Here is a 19,835-nt window from a genome sequence, read left to right on the forward strand (position 1 = left end):
TTAGAAGTCGCGCTGCAGACGGACGAAGCCGAATACCTGGTCGTCGCTGTTGTCAGCATCTTCATACTGAACCGAAACGCGGGTCGCGAGGCCTTCGGTGATCTTGTAGTCCAACGTTACGCCAGCGCGCCACATATCGTCGCTGCCAAAGTCGGTGACCGAGTCCTGCAGGCTGCCGAAGTACTGAACGCCGGGGGTGACGGCGAGCTTGTCGGTGGCGTTCCAGCGGTACGAAGCTGCAACGGACCACTCGGAAGCGTTCCAGTAGGTGTTCGGGTTGGAAGCCCAGATACCAGCAAGCTGGAAGACGCCCGGACCGAGGTCAGCCGAGAGCAAGCCGCGGATCGCGCCTTCTTCCCATTCGGTGTCGTAGCCGCCGAGCAAGTCGAAGGAAACGCCGCCGACCGAAGCCGAAACGATACCGGAGATGCCGATGCCGTTAGCCTTGGTGGACCAGCCTTCGAGCTCGTCAACCGAGATACCAGCCTGGAACGAACCACCGTCGTAGAGGTAGGCGATCGAGTTGAACTCGGTGACGTTGCCGAGCGTGTCGGTTTCGCCGTTCAGGCCCTTATCCCACCAGTTGTAGAAGAAACCAGCCTTGAGGCCACCGAGCTGGATGTAGGCTTCATCAACGTCGATGAAGTCGCTATCGCCAGAGTCGGTGTCGTTGTCGGCGTTGAACTCAGCGGCGAAGAAGCCGGTGAGCGTGCCGTACTCGGTGTCGCTTTTGGCGTCGAACGAGATGTAAGCGCGCGAGAAGGCATCCCAGTCAGACGTGGACTGATCGAGTACACCGTTGCCGTCGAAGTCGTGGTCACGCTGGTCATAACGGCTGGTCGAAGCGTCGTCACCAAACGAGGTCTGGAAACGGATGAAGCCGCCAATCTTGAGGCAGGTTTCGGTGCCCGGGATGTAGAAGTAGCCAGTGCCGAAAGCGTCGCAAACGCGAACGTATTCCATGGGCTCCGGCTCGGCTGCGACGATTGCGTCGGCTGCCTGTGCGCCGGATACTGCTGCGAGAGCAGCAGCGGAGCCGAGAAGAAGGCTCTTGATGTTCATTTCTGACCTCCAGTCAAAAGTTTCAAACGGGTCTGGGTATTTTGCTGAAGGACAGCTTTCCCTGCCCCATCCCCAACGTTCAAGAAGTCGGACGATCAACCGCCCTTGCTTCCGGAGTTGAAAATACAAGACCGGATCATCGGCGCAACGTCCAACTAGCGAGATCACGCGCTTTGCATCGCCCTTCGCCGAACCCTGTTGCTGAAACGACACAAAATCGCCGCAGACCCCGGAAGAAAATTAACAAAGCATTAAGAAAAGCCTTTGGTGGCAGGGGCTTAGCATTAGGGAAACAGACGCAGCCTGTTTCAGAAAGAGGCAGAAAGCTGCCCAAAATAGGGGAAAGGATGGCCACAAACGCCGACTCCACCTCCGCAGCAAGCGGCTAAAACAGCATTCGCTCCAGGAAATGAGAACAGGACGGACCTTTCGCAATCCAAAGATTCATCAGAATCAATGCCGAGATTCGCAAACGAAACGCATCCTTGATTCTGGTTCAGCGAGATCGTGGCCTGCACCCGCAGGAAGAGAACGTCTATAGACGGACGCGGCCCACAGAGATCTCGGGCGACGGTTGACGCCAGCCAGGCAGAGAGAGAGAGAGAGAGAGAGAGGTGCTGAAGCTGAAAACAGAGGGTGAGACAGCAGCCGAGATAGTGAACGCGGTAGGAATAAACCGTGCGAGCGTCCTTAGGATACTGAAAGAGGCTGCGTAGGGTGAAGATGCAGAACGAAACTGGAGGGCTCGCGGCGAGCCTCCATCGGTGAGATGTTGGGATAAGCCGCCGCTAGAGCAGTCAGTTCATCTCTGACTTCCTTCGAGGTCTTTAGGCCGAAGATCAGTCCATCGGGTCCTCTGCACCAATCGGGCAATCGTCGTAGGGCCTATCGGAGGACCTTCCTGCCCCCGTAACTAATCGCCATTCACTCTCATACACCCACTCGGCCCGGTATTGATCTAAATCGGAGCAAGACTTCGAAAGGGCAAACGTGCCTGGGTGCGGATTGGTCAGGCTGGAGGAGTACAGCGAGGACCCACGTCAAAAGGTCGCCTCCCTAACCCGGAAGGGCAGACATCTGGCCGACAGCCTTTATCGTCTTCTGGAATCTTGGTCCAAGGTGTCCCAAAACATTTCTGGGTCACACGACTGGGTTACAGCAGCAACAAGCCCCATCATTAGGGCTGTCCGCAAATCACTGAAAACTTAGAAGAAATTGGGGCCGCCTGTGACCCAAAAGAACAGTGGCGGAGAAGAAGGGATTCGAACCCTCGATACCGTTTCCGGTATACTCCCTTAGCAGGGGAGCGCCTTCGACCACTCGGCCACCTCTCCGTTAGCGCCTGACTAGTGACACTCAGCGGCCAATGCAAGATTTTTTTGTCGGTTTCCGGCAATTCCCCTCATTTTCCGTGTGGGCCTGGCCGGGAGGAAGCAAACGTGTGGGCGTAGCGACAGGCACTCGTGCAGCCAAGCAGGAGTGGCTGGAAAGTTTCGGCGCTTGCGGTCGGCCGATTCTCACACGCGATAGAAATGAACCCGAAGTCCGCGTGTCTTGCCCTACGATTTGCGTGCGAGGCGCTCGATCGCCTGCTGAGTGGCGGCACCGAAGTCGCCGTCAATCGGTCCACCATAGTAGCCGCGGTCCTTAAGCAGCGCCTGCATTTCCTTGCGGAACGCCGGCGTGAAGTTGTTGGGCTGCGTTCGCAATTCTTCCAGCTTGGCCGGGTCGCCGCCCTCGATGCTGGCTGCGGCCCAGCGAACCGCCTCCTTTGCGTCTGCCTTGGTACCGAGGCCGTAATCATAGAGACGGCTCAGATTGCCCATGGCGTAGGCGCTGCCGGCATTCGCGGCCATCTCGTACCAGGTGCGCGCCTGCACATAGTCCTGCGAGACACCGTTGCCGATATCGTAGAACCAGCCGAGCAATGCCATGGAATAAGAATCGCCCATATTGGCCGCCTTCTCGTACCAGACCTTGGCTTCGCCGTAGTTCTGCTCCGTCCCCAATCCGTTCTGATAGGCCCATCCGAGTGACGACATGGCATTGGTGTCGCCGCTTTCAGCTGCTTTCTTGTACCAGGACAGCGATTGCGCCAGGTCCTTGGGCAGGCCGAGCCCTTCCCGGTAGAACCAACCCATCGTTGCCATGGCGTTGGCATAGCCCTGGCTGGCCGCCTGCTCATACCACCTCGCCGCCTCCGCATAGTCCTGCGCGATGCCGCCGTAGCCCTCGCGATAGAGCCAGCCGAGTGACGCCTGGCCGTAGGCGTTGCCACCTCTCGCCGCCTCCTCGAACATGCGCTTGCCCTGGTCTACGTCCACCGGACCATCGGTCCCATAGACTGAGAACCAGGCCAGATTCGTCAGCGCATACATGTTGCCGCCGTCGGCCGCCTTCCGGTAGTTGCGCCGCGCGTCGACATAATTGCGGCCGGCATCTTGCGCCCGACCCAGCATGTTGACGAGCATCATATCGTCCGGGTTCTCGTTGACGGCCTGGGCGCAGGCGGTCAAAGCCCGCTCGGAATCGAGCTTCAGGAAATTGACCCCGAGGAAGCCCGGCATCGATTGCGGCTCGCCCGCCAGCAGATAGCAATCGCGCGAGGCCTGGGTGTCCTTACCGGTCGGCGAGACGTTGAGACCCTTTTGCGGCTCGAGCGCCGCGATCTGCTGCTCGGCTTCGGCTTTATACTTGCTGTCAGGATAACGCTCAATGAAGCGCGTCAGCGCCGCCGCATCGGTCGACTGTTTCAAGGCTTCCCAGGCAATCTCGTCAGGCGTCACGCTCGACGTCTGCTCGGCTTCGGTCAAAAGCTTCAGCTTCTTTTCGGCGAGCATCTTATAGACCGGGTCCGATCCATGCTTCGCCAGGAAGGCGGTTAGCAGATCCTTGTCGGCGAGGTCGCGGATGTTCTGCCAGTCGGCAGCCGCCTCGGATTGGCTGTTCGGCGACAGTTGTCCGCCGTTGTTGGTGATACTGATGTTCACCTCTTTGATATTGAGGAAGATCTGCGCACCACCGAGCGACCCATAAACGAACGGCTCCTGGCCGCGATTGGTCACCGACACCACCTCGTCCCGCACCTTGCCGAGCGCAATGCGGACATCGACGCCGGGTTCGGTCAGGTATTTGGCGAGTGCGGTGGCGAAGGGGCTGTTCTTGCCCTCCCCATCGAGCGCGACCGTGCCGGCCTTGGAGGCAAATGCGACGAGCAGGTCGGCCGATTCCGGTTCGACCCGCGCCAGCCCGCGCGAAACCGCCCTGGTCGAGATCGAGCGTGTCATGCTCTGCTCAAAGGGATTGTTGCGGCAGGCGTCGAGGATGACGAGCTTGAGCTTGGTGGCGCCTTCGAGCGAACGCTGAACCCGGTCGAGCCCGATGGCCTCGTCCTCGACGTCCTTGTCCGTTTTCAATTGCACGTCGACGGGAAGCAGAAAATTCTCGCCGTTCATCTCCATGCCGTGACCGGAATAATAGACGATCGCGACTTCGGCACCGGTTGCGAGGTCTTCGAACTCGCGCAACGCCTTGACCATGTCCTGGCGACTAACGTCGTGCACCGTCGTGACGGTATCGAAACCGGCCTCCTCGAAGGAGGCCTTCATCAGTTCCACGTCATTGGCAGGGTTGTTGAGCGGTGACGTTGCTTCATATTTCTCGTTGCCGATCAACAGTGCGACGCGCTTGGCAGCCCACGCATCGGACGCCGACACAAACAACGCCATACAAAGAATAGAGAGCGGCAGCCAATGCCGCAAATGCCCCATGAACATGCCCTTCCCTCCGGCACCGACCATCGTTCTTCGCCTTGCCCGGCTTGAATGACGAACGATGCCCTCACCCCTCTGAACCGCGGAATCACCACATCGGGCGTTCCGTTCATGCCGGACCAAAGTATTACGTATGAGGTGGGGGCTTTCAATGTGCGCACGCATCATAATTTATTCCGTGACACGCGCGTGGCCGGCACAAGGTCGAAGCAAGTCGGTGCGCTTAGCTGAAACATGATAGCGGCACGGCTGTCGATTCCATCGACGACGACGTTGCCGGAGGTTGCGAAAGGCTATCGGTCTCGGAGCTTGCCATGTCTATGAAGATGCATGTCGCGGAAGGAAAGCCCGGCCAGCTTGCGACTGCCCATCAGCACTACTTCATCGAGCGGCCCTGCCGCATCCTCGTCATCGGCGAACACCTGAAGGCGAAGACCAAATATCAATGCCTGCTGCGCCATATCTCGATCGCCGGCGCGATGCTCGATTTCAACGCGGCAATCCTGATACCAAAACACTTTTTCCTGGAAATCGAGGGGTTCAAGGAGGAAATCGGCTGTTCGCAGGTCCATCGCGAAGGCGCAGAGCTTGGCGTGCGCTTCAATATGCTGCTTTCGCCGGACTTCCTGCGCCGGCTGATCCGCATGCAATTTTCAAGTGGCGGAATCTGACCTTTCAAAGCAGGCCGTGCGACATTAGATTTTTAGTGATCGATTTCAGGGGATTGCAAGTTTCTCATGCAAAAGTGATTCTAGCATCGGTGGAAATCGCCCACCGATACAATGTGGGACAAATGAATTGTCCGGGGTCAAGGAATGCGGTCAGAAACTGATCGCGTCCGACCCGGCACTGGCGGAGAATGACGCATGCAGAACCAGACGATGTACTCCTGCGTCCCGTCGCCTTTCTACGAGCGGCGCTATGAGCGATTCTCCATCGGGCACGCCGGTACGCTGACCGCTGTGCAGCCGGGGCTCGGCAGCGTCTCCGTGCGATCCTGCCGGATGATCGACATTTCGCGTGGCGGCGCGAGCTTTGCCGTCGACACCAACATCGGCCTGCCCCAACACTATTATCTGCATATCGTCGGCACGCCGCTCAGGATCGGTTGCGCCGAAGTCTATCGCAACGGCGAGCGCATCGGTGTCCAGTTCATCAAGCCGATCGAGCAGACCTTGCTGCGCGAGATCATCCGGCAAGAGTTCTTCACCGGGCAGGTCAAGAACGCAAAGCCGCGGCTGTAGAGCACCGGAATTCCTGCAGCTTTTCTCGCGGGGATGATTCCGAATTGCCAAAGCATGCGATAAGTTCCCCGTGACGTTATTCGAACGGGGCCCATTATTCAGCATGTCCGCATTTTCTCGCTTCACGCCGCTCATCCAATCCCTGCCGTCAACAATTCCGTTTGTCGGGCCGGAGGCCATCGAACGCCAGAGGGGTCGCCCGATCGCCGCGCGAATCGGAGCCAACGAAAGCGGCTTCGGCCCCGCCGAAAGCGTGCTCTCGGCGATCCGGGAAGCAGCCGGCGGAACCTGGAAATACGCCGACCCGGAAAACCACGACCTGAAGCAGGCACTTGCGGCCCACCTCGGCACCACGCCGGCCAATATCGCGATCGGTGAAGGCATCGACGGGTTGCTCGGCCAGATCGTCCGCAGTGTGATCGAGCCGGGTATACCGGTCGTCACATCGCTTGGCGCCTACCCCACGTTCAACTACCACGTTGTCGGCCATGGCGGCCGGCTGGTCACGGTGCCGTATGCCGGCGACCGAGAGGACCTCGACGGCTTGCTTGCGGCCGTGAAGCGGGAAAATGCGCCGCTCGTCTATTTCGCCAATCCCGACAATCCGATGGGGAGCTGGTGGCCGGCAGACCGCATCGTCGAGTTTGCCAGGGCCCTTCCGGAAACAACGCTCTTTATTCTGGACGAAGCCTACTGCGAAACAGCGCCGGCCGAATCCCTGCCGGCCATCGATGCCTTGATCGATCGCCCGAACGTCGTGCGCACGCGCACTTTCTCGAAAGCATACGGGCTCGCCGGTTCACGTATCGGCTATGTGATCGCCACGCCGGGCACCGCCCAGGCATTCGACAAGATCCGCAACCACTTCGGCATGAACCGGATTGGTGTCGCTGCGGCGATCGCCGCGCTTGCGGACCAGGAGTATCTGAAAGAAGTGACGGCTAAGATTGCGGCCTCTCGCCAGCGTATCGCTGCGATCGGCACAGAGAACGGCTTGTCGCCGCTCGCTTCGGCCACGAACTTCGTGGCGATCGACTGCGGCCGGGATGCGGTCTTTGCCCGCGCGATCGTCGATACCCTGATGAACGACCATGGCATCTTCATCCGGATGCCGGGAGTGGCGCCCCTTAACCGCTGCGTCCGTGTCAGTACCGGACCGGAAGCGGAGATGGCCCTGTTTGAGGCCGCGCTGCCCGAGGTTCTGAAAAAGCTGGCCTGATCCAGCTTTCAGAGTCCGGCTGTCGGGCGGCGCCCCTCTGGGTGCCGCTCATTTGGTTCAATGAACCGTCATCCATTCGCGAGCGGCGCGCAGAGCTGCGGCGAGATCTGCCTTGCTCATCGTCATCGCCAGATCGGCGCGCAGATCGACTGCACGGTCGCAGCCCTTGATCGCGGCAATGTTCAGCCACTTGTGGGCGGCGACGAGATCGACCGGGCGACCGTGGCCGGTCGCATAGGCCAGACCCATTTCACAGAAGATTTCCGCCTGGTTGTCACCACCCATCGCGGCATCCGAAGCAATCTGCATATCAAAGCGTGCCATTGTCTTGTCCCTGTCTTGCCTGGTTGGTTCTTCCGAAGCGGCCCGCCCGTTTGGGGCGGACCATGCTCCAGATCAGCACTTGTTTTGGTCCCTGTTCGACCTTGCCTCTTTGCGGGCCTTCCGGAGCGCGCCATCTTTTTGCGGCGTCGTCTTCGGTGGTTTTTCGGAGCGTTTTTGTCCGCTCGTCTTATGGCTTCAATATGCAGCAGGGCTTTCAATGCGCGCTTAAAATGCATGCTTAATTTGCGACAAACAAAGTTCAAACGCTTGGTAAACTTGAGCTTTTGTTAAACATCGGAAGTCCGGGAATCCGGCGCATTCGCTTCAAAATTTACGAAAAATTCAACTGCCGATTTCAACCAAACGCTAACCACGAAAAGATCGACGGTGGCAGAGCCGCCAGGATTTCCTAGATTTCGACCTGCTTGAAACGGCCAAGAAAAAGCAGCAAAAGCCGCCGTTTGGCTTGTTTACCTTTACGTGCGCGTAAGCTATCTTGCGCGCGGCAGTGAGGAGACTGCCTTTTTTGCATACGAGGACATCTAAAGCTGCCGGCGGAGCGGACCACGCCGGCAGCCTCGATCTGGAGGACTGGAATGTTACGTACCTTGCTCATGACCGCGACGCTCGCCCTTGGCATTGCCGGGACGGCGGCAGCGGCAGAACCGATCGTCGGCAACTGGAAGACCGCAAGCGGCGCGACCGCGGAGATTGTGCCTTGTGGCGGAGCCTTTTGCGTGACGCTGAAGACCGGCAAGCATGCCGGCAAGCGCATCGGCAACCTCGCCGGTACCGACGGCAGCTATTCGGGCGAAATCACCGATCCGGATACCGACAAGACCTATAGCGGTTCTGGCGCCGTCAACGGCAATTCGCTGAAGATGAAGGGCTGCGTCCTGAAAGTGCTCTGCAAGTCACAGACCTGGACGCGCCTCTAAGCGCGCGATACGGCGGCACGGACACATTGACGAATTGAAAGGGCGGCCATCGGCCGCCCTTTTTGCATGTGCGGTCCATGGACTTAGCGCTGTTACGCGACCATTCGTAGCGCCGCCCCCTTGGCTCCTCCTTGCGCACCCACTGTGATCGCGACCGGTCTCGATCTCCCGATCCGTGCAGCGCGCCTCCCCATGCAACCGAAGATGAACGCCAGATGAACGGACATCTCAGCATCAATTCAGTTTGGGTGTGCGAAAACACACTCAATCGATTTGAACCTGCCTCCAAACAACGGACAGAACCATGGATATCCTTGCTCGGCGCCTCACCATCATCAGCCTTCTGATGGTCGTTTTCGCTGTAACTCTCGCCGCTGCCGTCAGCGCGGACACCGAACGTCGCCGCACCAATACCTATCTCGGTTCGCTGACGGATTGCACCGCGCATACGGCGCAATACTGCCAGGCCAAACTCTAACCCGGGACGAGACGGGCTACGCCCTGCTCCGCCGCCAAGTGAAACTGATCACCGCGTGATCTGATGGAGAAACGAACATGCTGGCCGCTCTTTCGACATCCGCGTTTCTCTCGCTGCGCGTGCTTGCACTGGCCGGCCTGCTGATGGCACCGGTTGGAGCGCTTGCCTACTCCAAGGCCAACGGTGCCGGCATCGGCAAACAGGGCGCCGGCCTCGTCCTCTTCGTCACCCTGCAGCGTCAATCGATGACCTGAGGCGGGGGCCACCCGATCGGATTGCATGAAAAGGGGCGCGCGCGCCCCTTTGTTCTTTCCGGCTTGCACTTAACGCCGCTTTCCTGTCCTCTCGCACCTGCAGCGTCGTGCTTCTTTTAAGATACGCCAAGGTTGCTGCAGCACTTTGAGTTTCTGCTTGTTTCCCCTAATCGGATACGATTGTGGGATTCGCCACAACAACCCCTTGTCAGCCCCGATGCCCGCCTATCTCGTCTATACGCTTGCCGCCCTTGCCGAAATCGCCGGCTGCTTTGCCTTCTGGGCGTGGTTGAAGCTCGATAAATCCATCCTCTGGCTTATTCCCGGCATGGCCTCCCTGGCACTTTTCGCCTGGCTCCTCACCTGGATCGACAGCGAAGCTGCGGGCCGCGCCTAAACGGCCTATGGCGGCGTCTACATCGCCGCGTCGCTGCTCTGGCTCTGGCTTGCCGAAGGGGTCAGGCCCGACCGCTGGGATCTGGCCGGCATGACCATCGCCCTTCTCGGCAGCGCGGTCATCGTCGCGGGCCCGCGTTGAACCGATGACCTGAGGCCGCCGCGCGGTCGTGCAAGCCAATATCTTGTCGTTTGCTTGTCAGAAGCCGCAGCCTATAATGCGACATGAACAAGCGAATCTCTTCACACTCCGTCCTTTCCGTCGCAACGCCTGAGCCTCTCGAGCCGCAATACTTCGACGATCCTGCGGCTGCTGTCGATTGCCTCGAGGCGCTCTACGAGCGCAATACCCGGTTCCTCTGCGAAGCGTTCGAGGGCCTGGGCAAGTCCGACGAGCCGCTCACCCGCTATCGCGCCTGCTATCCGCAGGTCAGCATCGAGACGAGCAGCTTCGGACATGTCGATTCCCGCCTGTCCTTTGGCTATGTCAGCGCGCCCGGCGTCTATACGACCACGATCACCCGGCCGAAGCTTTTCCGGCACTATCTGAAGGAGCAGCTCGGGCATCTGATACGGAACCACGGCCTCGGCGTCACCGTCTCGGAATCGGCAACCCCGATCCCCCTGCATTTTGCCTTTGGCGAGGGCGCCTATGTGGAGGCATCGGCGGCAAACACCATCGACATTCCGCTACGCGATCTGTTCGATGCGCCTGACCTGACGACGACCGACGACGAGATCGCCAACGGCTCCTACGAGCCAGGCCCCGGAGAACCCTCGCCGCTTGCGCCCTTCACGGCTCAGCGCATCGACTATTCGCTGGCGCGGCTCAGCCACTATACCGCGACCAACGCCACGCACTTCCAGAACTTCGTGCTCTTCACGAACTACCAGTTCTATATCGACGAGTTCTGTGCCTGGGCCCGCCAGCAGATGGCCGAAGGCGGCAATGGCTACACGGCCTTCGTCGAGCCCGGCAACATCATCACGCCCGCCGGCGCCGACAAGCCGGAGACCGACTATACGCTCGCACGGCTGCCGCAGATGCCCGCCTATCACCTGAAGAAGAAGGGGCACGGCGGCATCACCATGGTCAATATCGGCGTCGGCCCATCCAACGCCAAGACGATCACCGACCATATCGCTGTGCTGCGCCCGCATGTCTGGCTGATGCTCGGCCACTGCGCCGGTCTTCGCAACAGCCAACGCCTTGGTGACTACGTGCTCGCGCATGCCTATATGCGCGAGGATCACGTTCTCGACGACGACCTTCCGGTCTGGATCCCCTTGCCGGCGCTCGCGGAAGTGCAGGTGGCACTGCAGGACGCCGTTGCCGAGGTCACCGGCTACCGGGACTACGACCTCAAACAGATCATGCGCACCGGAACCGTCGCAACCATCGACAACCGCAACTGGGAACTTCGCGACCAGCGCGGCCCGGTCAAGCGCCTGTCGCAGGCCCGCGCCATTGCGCTCGACATGGAATCGGCGACGATCGCCGCCAACGGCTTCCGCTTCCGCGTGCCCTATGGAACGCTGCTCTGCGTATCGGACAAGCCGCTGCATGGCGAATTGAAGCTGCCGGGCATGGCGACCGCCTTCTACAAGACACAGGTCAGCCAGCACCTGAAGATCGGCATCCTTGCGCTGCAGAAGCTTGCGGCCATGCCGCCGGAGAAGCTGCATTCCCGCAAGCTCAGAAGCTTCTACGAAACCTCGTTCCAGTAACCATTGGAATTGCGCAATTCCGGACGGAAAACTGCTTCACACTTTTCCTGGAATTGCTCAGCGCCGTCTCCCGAGCGCCATCGACAGCATCGTGCCCGCCACCGCGGACACGATGATCAAGAGATGTGCGTTGACGCCGGCGGCCGCGAGTTGTTCCACTCCGGCGCGATCGGCGCCTGCGCCGAAGGACACTGCCCCGGCCGCGATCGCGGCCGGATAGGTGCCGACGCCAGCGGGCGCATGCATCGGCAGCACCGAGGAGAGTTCGCCGCCGAGAGCACCGCCGAAACAGGCGGCCAGTGGCGCAACGCCCATGAAGGCCAGCACCCAGGCAAGGACAAGCACCTTGACCGCCCAGTTGAGGATGGTCATGCCCCAGGCGCGCAGGAACGCGACGATATTGGCCGGGACGCCCGCCTCCAATTCGTCGACGATAGCATCAAGCTTTGTCGGCAACAGCCGACGCGCCAGCGCAATCACGTGATCCTTCAGCAGGAAGAAGAGAAGCGGCGAGACGAACGCGGCAAGCCATGCCATCCACAAGGCGGCTGATCCGCGGCCGATGACGAGACCGACGGCCGCAACGACGAGAAGGGCGTGCAGGTCGAGCAGGCGCATCACCAGAAGAGCGGACGTGCCGCGCGCGAGCGGCACGGAAAACTCCGAGCGCATCAGCAGCGGAAAGCTCGTTTCCCCGGCACGAAACGGCAGCATGATGTTGAGGAGATTATGGACCTGGGTGACGCGAAACAGCGGCAGGAAGCGCCCCGCCGTTTCGTTCGGGAAGTAATCGTAGATGCGATAGCAGCGAATGAAATAGGTTGCGACAAGCAGCACCAGAGCCGAGACGGCGGAACTGAAGCCGATCTCGGACCATTGCCTCAGCAGCGCCGGCCATCCCCAGAACCATTCGACGAAGGCCGCATAGGCCGCAATGGCACCTGCCGAAAGTAATGTCATCCGGTTGCGGGCGAACCAGGATCGCCGATCGGACTCGCAATCCGAAGTCATCAGGTCTCGATTTCCCGTGTTGAAACGCAAGATTGAACGTTGGTTATCACTGATAACTGTGCAAGAAAACGGTTATGTAGCCCAATCCAAATCTTGCGGCATTGTAAGCGCCGCATGTACGAGCTGTTCCTATGTACCCCATCGAACTATCCGTCGTCATTCCCGTGTTCAACGAAGAGGACAGCGTCCAGCCGCTGATCACACGTGTCCGCGATGCGCTGGCGAACTTTCCGTCTCCGTGGGAACTGATCCTCGTTGACGACGGCAGCACCGACCGAACGCTGGCAAATGCAAGAATGGCTCTTTCCGATCCGGGCCTCGATCTCAAGATTGTCGAATTGCAGAAGAACTTCGGGCAAACGGCAGCGATGCAGGCCGGCATCGACGCTGCCGCCGGGCGCCTGATCGCCACGCTTGACGGCGACCTGCAGAACGATCCGGCCGATATTCCCGAAATGGTCAAGGCGATCGAGGAGCGCGAGCTCGACCTGTTGGTCGGCTGGCGAAAGAACCGGCAGGATGGTCTCCTGCTCAGGAAGATCCCGTCCTGGTGCGCCAATCGCCTGATCGGCAAGATCACCGGCGTCAGGCTGCATGACTATGGCTGCAGCCTGAAGGTCTATCGCACCTCGGTCATCAAGCAGGTGAAGCTGATGGGGGAAATGCACCGCTTCATCCCCGCCTGGGTCGCCGGCGTGGTGCCGAGCAGCCGCATCGGCGAGATGCCCGTTACCCATCACGCACGGCAGCACGGCCAATCCAAGTATGGGATCTCCAGAACCTTCCGCGTGATTCTCGATCTGCTGTCGGTGCTCTTCTTCATGCGTTACAAAGCGCGCCCAGGGCACTTCTTCGGATCGATCGGGCTTGCGACCGGCGCGCTCAGCGCGCTGATCCTGATCTATCTCGGCTTCGACAAGTTCATCCTCGGCAACGATATCGGAACGCGACCGATGCTGATCGTCGGTGTCATGCTGTTCCTTTCGTCCGTTCAGCTCATCACGACAGGCATTCTCGCTGAGATGATGGCGCGAACCTATTTCCGCGACGACGGTACCACCAACTACATCGTGCGGCAGGTCTTCGTCCGGGACCCGGCCGATGCTTGACGTCGTCAATCGTCGGCCAAACACCGTCGTTGCGCTGATCGCCGGTTACTTTCTGCTCTGCATCGGCTTACGCCTCGCCATTTCCACATCGCTCGAAATCGACGAGTCGGAACAGGCCTTCGTCTCGCAGTTCCTGATGCTCGGCTATGGTTCGCAGCCCCCGTTCTACAATTGGCTGCAATACGGGCTGACCTCGGCCTTTGGGCCGTCGCTTGCGACGATGACGGTGCTGAAGAATGGGCTCCTGTTTCTGTGTTGCCTCTTCTACGGCCTCGCAGCACGCGAGGTCCTCAGCGATCGACGCCTGACCGCGATCGCAACGGTCGGCGTGCTGACCTTTCCGCCGATTTTCCTGCTCGCACAGCGCGACCTTTCGCATACGGTCGCGGCACTGTTTGCCGTATCGCTGTTCCTTTACGCTTTCGTCCGGACGATGACGCGGCCAAGTCTGTTCGCCTACGTCCTGACTGGAGCGGCGGTCGGCATCGGCGTCATCTCGAAGTACAACTTCGCACTCGTCCCAACCGCCGCGATTCTTGCGATCCTGCCCGAGCCGAAGCTTCGCGCCCGGCTCTTCGACTGGCGCATTCTGGTTGCGATCGCCGTCTGCACGCTGATTGCGCTGCCGCACGGCTACTGGATTCTCGAAAATCTCGGCGCCGCCTCGCGCAATACCCTCAATGAAATGGGAACGGCCCAACAGACGAGCTACCTGACGAAGGCGCTCAAAGGGATCGTTGCGCTGGTAGTCGCCACGCTTCGCGGCGCCGCACTTCCCCTGATCGTCTTCGCTCTCGTCTTCCGCAATGACCTGCCGACGATCTGGCGCGCCGAAAACCACTGGACACGCGTCGTCGGGCGCATGTTGCTGCTGTGCCTCGGCGCCGTGCTGCTGATCATGCTCGCCGTCGGCGCCACCCACATGCGCGAGAAATGGCTGGTTCTCTTTCTCGTCCTGCTGCCGCTCTACCTGGCCCTCAAGGTGGAGGCTTCCGGCGTCGACACCACACGCAGCGTTCGCCCCTTCCTGCTGCTCGTCGCCTTCATCATCGTCACCACTTTGGTGGTCGTCTCGGCACGCGCGGTTGTTCGCCCCTGGTTCGGCAAATTGTCGAGGCTCAGCATTCCCTATAGCACCCTTGTGGATACCGTGGTCCGACAGGAGGGAGCCGAGCCGGCGATGGTCATCGCCGCGGACAAGCTGCTTGGTGGCAATGTGCGCACGCGCCTGCACGGTGCCAAGGTCTTCGTCCCCGGCAACAGCAGCAGCTCTCCGATCGAGCATCCGGCCGGACCGCTCCTCGTGGTCTGGAGCGACAACGGCAAGCTCGATGCTCAACCACCTGTCGGGCTTCTCGACACCCTGAAGTCACTCGGCGTGCCGGAGGCAGCGATGAAGCCGCAGCAACTCGCCCTGCCCTATCTCCACGGCAATCTGCCGGATCGCTATGGCTTCGGCTACTTCTGGATCAACGACCCGTCGCGGTCGGCGCCGACGAGCAACTTGAGTTCACCCGGGTGAATGCGAAGCGCGACGTCACGGCCCATCGGCAGGAGTTCGCCGTCGATGACGCAGTTGATCTTGCGCTCCACCTTGGGAAAATGCAGATCGAGCGCATGGCCGCTCATGGCGGTAATCAGCGGGCTGTCGCGGAATTTGCCGCGCATCACATCGAAGGCGAGCTTGGCCACGCCCGGCGGGCTTAGGGGCGGCGCCGTGTAGAAGCCGAGATGGCCGGCTGTGACATCGTCGGCATACATCAGCGTATCGCGGCCGAACGGATTGTTCGAGACTGAAACCGCCGAAACATGACGGCTCTCCTTATGGCCGTCGACATCGAACTCGACCTCGAAATCGGGCGGATTGAGAATCACGCCTACCGCGGCGCGGGTGCTTGCGGCGATTTTGCCTGCCCTCGAACGAAAGCTGAAGGACTCGCGATAGCGCACCATGCGGGCATGCAGGCCCATCGAAAACTGATGCACGAAGGCCCGGCCATCGGCGCTGCCGATGTCACCGTCGATGATCACGCCATTCGCCAGCACCTCCGGAACCTTCCAGATATCGAGCGGCAGCTTCAGCGTGCGGGCAAAAAGGTTCATCGTCCCGGCGGGAACAACGCCGAGCGGCATGCGGTTTTTCCAGGCGACCCCGGCAGCAGCCGAGATCGTGCCGTCACCGCCGCCGGCGATTATCGCATCGAGGTCATCGCGGCGGCATGTGCGCTCCAAGGTCTCGCGCATCTCGCTTCCGGAAACCGTCGCAATTTCGATCTGGTGGCCGGCGGTATGGAAGACCTCCTCGACCTTCCGGCCATAGACCGCCATATCCGTCGTGCGGAAGGTTCCGCCTTCACGATTGAAGATCGCCTTGATTTTCATGAATGGGTCACTGACTCCGTTGCCGCGGCAAAGCTGCTCACCGCGATCAGATAATCGCGATTGCGGCCAATTCCAGAACCTTGCCGAAACTTAACGGGAATGGAGCGCGTGCCGGTCGGCGCTCGGAGACTGGTAATGACAACCGTTCAGCGCGGCTCGGGCAACTTCAGTGGCCCGCCGGTCTTGATCGATCGGATCGCGAAGTTCGAACGGATGTCGGTCACACCCGGCAAGGCAAGCAGCGTCTCGGTCAAGAGCGTCTCGTAAGCCGGGAGATCCTCGACGACGACCTCGGCGAGGAAGTCGGCATTGCCCGAGATCAGGAAACAGGACACCACCTCGGGAATGGCGAGCAGCGCCTCCTGCTGCCGCTGCGCATTCTCGCGGCTGTGCCGTCCCACCTTGATCTCCACGAAGACGGTGAGCCCGAGACCGGCTTCCTTGCGGTCGATATCGGCCCGATAGCCACGCAGGATGCCGGATTTCTCCAGATTGCGGATGCGCCGCAGGCAGGGCGACGGCGAAAGATTGACCTTTTCTGCGATCTCGACGTTCGTCGCGCGCGCATCCTCCTGAAGGATCCTGAGGATAGCGAGATCGAATTTATCGAGATTTGGCATGTTCACAAACTTCAGAGGTTACTATTGGCACATTGTTGCTGATGATAGTCTATTTCGGGCATAAATCGCAAGGACATGCCCGGCCTTCCGGGCGTAATCTTCCTTCCAGACCCAAAAGCCCCTCAGATATCCAAATCGGGAAGGAAATTCAAATGGTTGCGCTTACGCTTGCTCGCGGCAATACGTCGCCTGCCACCGCCGGCTATGCCGGTGCCTTCGTGACCGTCCTCATCTGGGCCGGCTGGATTCTCGCAACCCGCCATTCGGCCGGCACCGCACTCAGCACAATCGACCTTGGCCTGATCCGCTACGGCGTACCGGCGCTCCTGCTCGCGCCGCTCTGGCTCAAGACCGGGCTCTTGCCGCGCAAGCTGCCGATCCTGCTCCTCGCCTTGATGGTCGCGGGCTCCGGCGCGGTCTTTTTCCAGGTCTCCGCCTTTGCGATCCACTCGGTTCCCGCCTCCTCCGTCGGCATTCTTCTCGGCGGCTCGATGCCGCTTGCCACCGCCCTGATCGGCATCACGATCTTTGGCGAGCGTCCGGACCGAATGCGGATGGTGGGTTTTGCCGCGATCGTCGCCGGTGTCGCTATCCTGCTGACGCGCAACCTTGCCGTTTCAGTGTCCACAGGGTGGATCGGATACGCGCTGTTGCCCGCAGCGGCCACGCTCTGGGCGATCTACACCCACACCTTCCGCCGTTCGGGCCTGAGCCCGCTGCAGGGAAGCGCTTTGATTGCGGCCTGGTCGTTCCTGATCCATCTGGCGCTTGCCGCCTGTTTCGGAAGCACGCTTGCCAGCGTTCCGGTCAAGGAGATCGCCCTGCAGATCACCAGCCAGGGCATCCTCTCCGGCCTCATTGCCATGGTCGCCTATGGCTTTGCGGTGAAGAGCCTCGGCGGCACGCAGGCCGCTGCCTTTACGGCGCTGACCCCGGTGCTGGCGATGATCGGCGGCGCGATCCTGCTCGGCGAGCAAATCGGCCCGTTCGAAATGCTGGCCGCAATCGTCACGGCTATCGGCGTGGCGCTTTCGACCGGCATTCTCTCTACCCGCACCTAAACCGAGAAGTTCCCCAATAAGACAAAGGCCCCGGCGCGTTTCCGCTCCGGGGCCTTTTCTTTTCTTGAGATCGCTCGGCTCAGCCGTGGATGATCTCCCGATGTTTCTGCAGGCGATGGCCATAGGCCTGGCTGACACGATCGAAGATGATCGCGATGCCGACGATGGCGAGCCCGTTGAAGATGCCGAGCGTGAAATACTGGTTGGCAATCGCCTTCAGCACCGGCTGGCCGAGGCCCTGAACGCCGATCATCGAGGCGATGACCACCATGGCGAGCGCCATCATGATCGTCTGGTTGATGCCCGCCATGATCGTCGGCAGGGCCAGCGGCATCTGCACGTTCTTGAGCTTCTGCCAAGCCGACGAGCCGAATGCATCGGCTGCCTCAAGCACGTCCTTGTCGACAAGGCGGATGCCGAGATTGGTGAGCCGGATCATCGGCGGTATCGCGTAGATGACCACGGCAATCAGTCCTGGAACCTTGCCGATGCCGAGCAGCATCACGACCGGGATCAGATAGACGAAACTCGGCATGGTCTGCATCACATCGAGGATCGGATTGACGATGTTCTGGACCCGGTCCGACCGGGACATGACGATGCCGAGCGGAATGCCGATGGCGATCGACAAAACGGTACAGACGAAGATCATCGAGATCGTCTTCATCGTGTCGTCCCACATGTCGAAGTAGCCGATGAGCAGCAGCGTACCGATGCAGCCGGCGACGATCTTCCAGTTCCGACTCGCCACCCAAGCGATCAGCGCGATCAGCACCAGGATGATCGGCCAGGGCGTCTTCGTCATGAAGCGCTCCGACTGGATGAGGAAGAACTGCAGCGGTTCGAAGAAACCTTCGATTGCGTCGCCATAGGCGCGCGTGAACGACCGGAACCCCTCGTCGATAGCCTTCTTCAGCGCCCGCAGGCTTTCGTCGTCCATATGCGGAAACTGGGTCAACCAGTCCATTCCAATTCCCCTTCACATCTCACCGGCCGCGATTGTTGTTTTGCTGTTGCCGGGGGGTCAAACAAAGAGGCGGCGCAAGGATCGCGCCGCCCGTGGGTTCAATCGGTCGCAATCAGAGCGCGGCCTTGACCTTTTCGGCGACCTCGGGCGAGACCCACTGAGTCCAGATGTCGGGGTTTTCCTGAAGGAAGTGTTTGGCGCCCTCCTCGCCGCTTGCCTGGTTGTCGGTCATCCAGGCCATCAGCTTGTTGACCGTGTCGTTGGTCCAGGCGCGCTTGTTGAGGTAGTCCATGGCCGGGCCCGCGCGATCGGCAAAAGCCTTTGTCACCAGCGTCTGGACCTTGTCCTTCGGCCAGTCGTTCTTCTTCGGGTCCGGGCAGTCGGCAACCGTGTTGCAGCGTTTCCACTCGGCTGCGTCCGCCGCGACCCCATGCCCGAGCTTGACCATCTCGTATTTGCCGAGAAGGGCCGTCGGCGCCCAGTAGTACCCGACCCAGCCCTGCTTGCGCTCATAGGCCTTGGCGATCGAGCCGTCGAGACCGGCGGCCGATCCGGTGTCGACCAGCGTGAAGCCCGCCGCCTCGCCGCCATAGGCCTTGTAGAGCTGAGTCGTCACTACCGTTCCGCCCCAGCCCTGCGGGCCGTTGAAGACGGCGCCCTTGCTGGCGTCTTCCGGATCCGGGAACAGCTCCTTGTGCTTCAGCACGTCGTCGATCGTCTTGATGTCGGGATTGGCGTCAACGATGTATTTCGGGACCCACCAGCCCTGAACGGCGCCATCGGAGAGTGCGACGGCGGCACCGACGAGCTTGCCTTCTTCGAGGCCGCGATTGACGACGTCGGGCAGAAGATCCACCCAGCCTTCCGGCGCGATATCGGGCTGGCCCTTTTCGATCATCGAGGTGATCGTCGGCACGGTATCGCCAACGACGAGCTCGGCGTTGCAGCCATAGCCTTCCGCCAGGATGATCTTGTCGACGCTCGCCAGCACTTCGGCGCTCTGCCAGTTCATATTGGCAATCGTCACATCGCCGCATTCGGCGGCCGAGGCCGCACCAGCAAGGCCAAGAAGGCCGGCGGCCAGGCACGTCGTTGCAAGAAGCTTCTTCATTTCCGTTCCCTTTGTTCTGGCGGTGCATCCCGTCGCACTGCCGATCTCACCGCGGGGATCGGCAGCGTCACAAGGCTCGGTCCAACTCGAAACAACAGGGACCGAAAGGCCTGCGGATTCGTCGGCTTCGAGCCGATGACACCATGAAAGCTAACGGG

The 19,835-nt window shown here is 60.5% G+C and carries 18 protein-coding genes, 1 tRNA gene and 1 pseudogene; 11 read left to right on the top strand and 9 right to left on the bottom strand.

Annotation, left to right across the window (positions count from 1 at the left end; genetic code table 11):
• The 3 genes from ACTJKM_RS00005 to ACTJKM_RS00015 all read right to left on the bottom strand — a co-directional run bounded on the left by ACTJKM_RS00005 (nt 1) and on the right by ACTJKM_RS00015 (nt 4,838).
• On the bottom strand, nt 1–1,062 hold the full coding sequence (locus tag ACTJKM_RS00005; RefSeq protein WP_440659799.1) for a porin: 1,062 nt from the start codon (nt 1,060–1,062) through the stop codon (nt 1–3).
• Between the two features lie 1,244 nt (nt 1,063–2,306).
• Nucleotides 2,307–2,396 (bottom strand) — tRNA-Ser (locus ACTJKM_RS00010).
• A gap of 225 nt (nt 2,397–2,621) precedes the next feature.
• Nucleotides 2,622–4,838, bottom strand: a complete 2,217-nt coding sequence (locus tag ACTJKM_RS00015; protein WP_218372955.1) for a caspase family protein — start codon at nt 4,836–4,838, stop codon at nt 2,622–2,624.
• A 311-nt stretch (nt 4,839–5,149) separates the two neighbouring features.
• On the opposite strand from ACTJKM_RS00015, the gene ACTJKM_RS00020 reads away from it, so the two are divergent.
• The 3 genes from ACTJKM_RS00020 to ACTJKM_RS00030 all read left to right on the top strand — a co-directional run bounded on the left by ACTJKM_RS00020 (nt 5,150) and on the right by ACTJKM_RS00030 (nt 7,298).
• Nucleotides 5,150–5,506, top strand: a complete 357-nt coding sequence (locus ACTJKM_RS00020) for a hypothetical protein (RefSeq protein ID WP_058320515.1) — start codon at nt 5,150–5,152, stop codon at nt 5,504–5,506.
• A 195-nt stretch (nt 5,507–5,701) separates the two neighbouring features.
• Nucleotides 5,702–6,079, top strand: a complete 378-nt coding sequence (locus ACTJKM_RS00025; protein WP_058320279.1) for a PilZ domain-containing protein — start codon at nt 5,702–5,704, stop codon at nt 6,077–6,079.
• A 103-nt stretch (nt 6,080–6,182) separates the two neighbouring features.
• Nucleotides 6,183–7,298: a pyridoxal phosphate-dependent aminotransferase gene (locus ACTJKM_RS00030; RefSeq protein WP_440635495.1), complete on the top strand. Its 1,116-nt coding sequence runs from the start codon at nt 6,183–6,185 to the stop codon at nt 7,296–7,298.
• Nucleotides 7,299–7,355: 57 nt separating this feature from the next.
• On the opposite strand, the gene ACTJKM_RS00035 is transcribed toward ACTJKM_RS00030, so the two are convergent.
• Nucleotides 7,356–7,622 (bottom strand): sel1 repeat family protein, encoded by a 267-nt coding sequence (locus ACTJKM_RS00035; RefSeq protein ID WP_057252835.1) that lies wholly within the window; start codon nt 7,620–7,622, stop codon nt 7,356–7,358.
• A gap of 596 nt (nt 7,623–8,218) precedes the next feature.
• Here ACTJKM_RS00035 and ACTJKM_RS00040 point away from each other — a divergent pair.
• The 5 genes and pseudogenes from ACTJKM_RS00040 (at nt 8,219) to ACTJKM_RS00060 (ending at nt 11,416) form a co-directional block, all read left to right on the top strand.
• On the top strand, nt 8,219–8,560 hold the full coding sequence (locus ACTJKM_RS00040) for a DUF2147 domain-containing protein (protein ID WP_057252837.1): 342 nt from the start codon (nt 8,219–8,221) through the stop codon (nt 8,558–8,560).
• Nucleotides 8,561–8,864: 304 nt separating this feature from the next.
• A complete protein-coding gene (locus tag ACTJKM_RS00045) occupies nt 8,865–9,038 on the top strand; it encodes a hypothetical protein (protein WP_093232134.1) in 174 nt (57 codons plus the stop codon).
• 77 nt (nt 9,039–9,115) lie between these two features.
• A complete protein-coding gene (locus ACTJKM_RS00050) occupies nt 9,116–9,292 on the top strand; it encodes a hypothetical protein (RefSeq protein ID WP_162261310.1) in 177 nt (58 codons plus the stop codon).
• A 217-nt stretch (nt 9,293–9,509) separates the two neighbouring features.
• Nucleotides 9,510–9,830: pseudogene (locus ACTJKM_RS00055) on the top strand (YnfA family protein).
• An 83-nt stretch (nt 9,831–9,913) separates the two neighbouring features.
• The gene (locus ACTJKM_RS00060) at nt 9,914–11,416 is read left to right on the top strand and encodes an AMP nucleosidase (RefSeq protein ID WP_058320282.1); all 1,503 of its coding nucleotides are present in this window, start codon (nt 9,914–9,916) and stop codon (nt 11,414–11,416) included.
• A gap of 57 nt (nt 11,417–11,473) precedes the next feature.
• Here the strand turns inward: ACTJKM_RS00060 and ACTJKM_RS00065 are convergent, their stop codons facing one another.
• Nucleotides 11,474–12,427: a lysylphosphatidylglycerol synthase domain-containing protein gene (locus ACTJKM_RS00065; RefSeq protein ID WP_113132270.1), complete on the bottom strand. Its 954-nt coding sequence runs from the start codon at nt 12,425–12,427 to the stop codon at nt 11,474–11,476.
• Nucleotides 12,428–12,558: 131 nt separating this feature from the next.
• Between ACTJKM_RS00065 and ACTJKM_RS00070 the strand changes: the two genes are divergently transcribed.
• Together ACTJKM_RS00070 and ACTJKM_RS00075 are read left to right on the top strand one after the other, a co-directional pair.
• Nucleotides 12,559–13,536 (top strand): glycosyltransferase family 2 protein, encoded by a 978-nt coding sequence (locus ACTJKM_RS00070; protein ID WP_057252846.1) that lies wholly within the window; start codon nt 12,559–12,561, stop codon nt 13,534–13,536.
• Complete coding sequence (locus ACTJKM_RS00075; RefSeq protein WP_113132269.1) at nt 13,529–15,058, top strand: glycosyltransferase family 39 protein; 1,530 nt, start codon at nt 13,529–13,531, stop codon at nt 15,056–15,058. The genes ACTJKM_RS00070 and ACTJKM_RS00075 overlap by 8 nt, the downstream gene beginning before the upstream one ends.
• Here ACTJKM_RS00075 and ACTJKM_RS00080 read toward each other — a convergent pair.
• Both ACTJKM_RS00080 and ACTJKM_RS00085 read right to left on the bottom strand, forming a co-directional pair.
• Nucleotides 14,995–15,918 carry a diacylglycerol/lipid kinase family protein gene (locus ACTJKM_RS00080; RefSeq protein ID WP_113132268.1) on the bottom strand — a complete coding sequence of 308 codons (924 nt, stop codon included), beginning with the start codon at nt 15,916–15,918 and terminating at the stop codon, nt 14,995–14,997. The two genes, ACTJKM_RS00075 and ACTJKM_RS00080, sit on opposite strands and share 64 nt — an antisense overlap.
• A 146-nt stretch (nt 15,919–16,064) precedes the next feature.
• Nucleotides 16,065–16,538, bottom strand: a complete 474-nt coding sequence (locus tag ACTJKM_RS00085) for an Lrp/AsnC family transcriptional regulator (protein WP_058320285.1) — start codon at nt 16,536–16,538, stop codon at nt 16,065–16,067.
• Nucleotides 16,539–16,690: 152 nt separating this feature from the next.
• Here ACTJKM_RS00085 and ACTJKM_RS00090 point away from each other — a divergent pair, with 152 nt between their 5' ends.
• The gene (locus ACTJKM_RS00090) at nt 16,691–17,599 is read left to right on the top strand and encodes a DMT family transporter (RefSeq protein WP_113132267.1); all 909 of its coding nucleotides are present in this window, start codon (nt 16,691–16,693) and stop codon (nt 17,597–17,599) included.
• A 79-nt stretch (nt 17,600–17,678) separates the two neighbouring features.
• On the opposite strand, the gene ACTJKM_RS00095 is transcribed toward ACTJKM_RS00090, so the two are convergent.
• Together ACTJKM_RS00095 and ACTJKM_RS00100 are read right to left on the bottom strand one after the other, a co-directional pair.
• Entirely contained in the window at nt 17,679–18,566 is an 888-nt protein-coding gene (locus ACTJKM_RS00095; RefSeq protein ID WP_057252855.1) for an ABC transporter permease, read from the bottom strand.
• A 112-nt stretch (nt 18,567–18,678) separates the two neighbouring features.
• Nucleotides 18,679–19,677 (bottom strand): ABC transporter substrate-binding protein, encoded by a 999-nt coding sequence (locus ACTJKM_RS00100; protein WP_058320287.1) that lies wholly within the window; start codon nt 19,675–19,677, stop codon nt 18,679–18,681.
• Nucleotides 19,678–19,835: the final 158 nt, after the last annotated feature.

The sequence above is a fragment of the Ensifer sp. 22460 genome (genome assembly GCF_052044935.1).
Taxonomy (GTDB): Bacteria; Pseudomonadota; Alphaproteobacteria; order Rhizobiales; family Rhizobiaceae; genus Ensifer.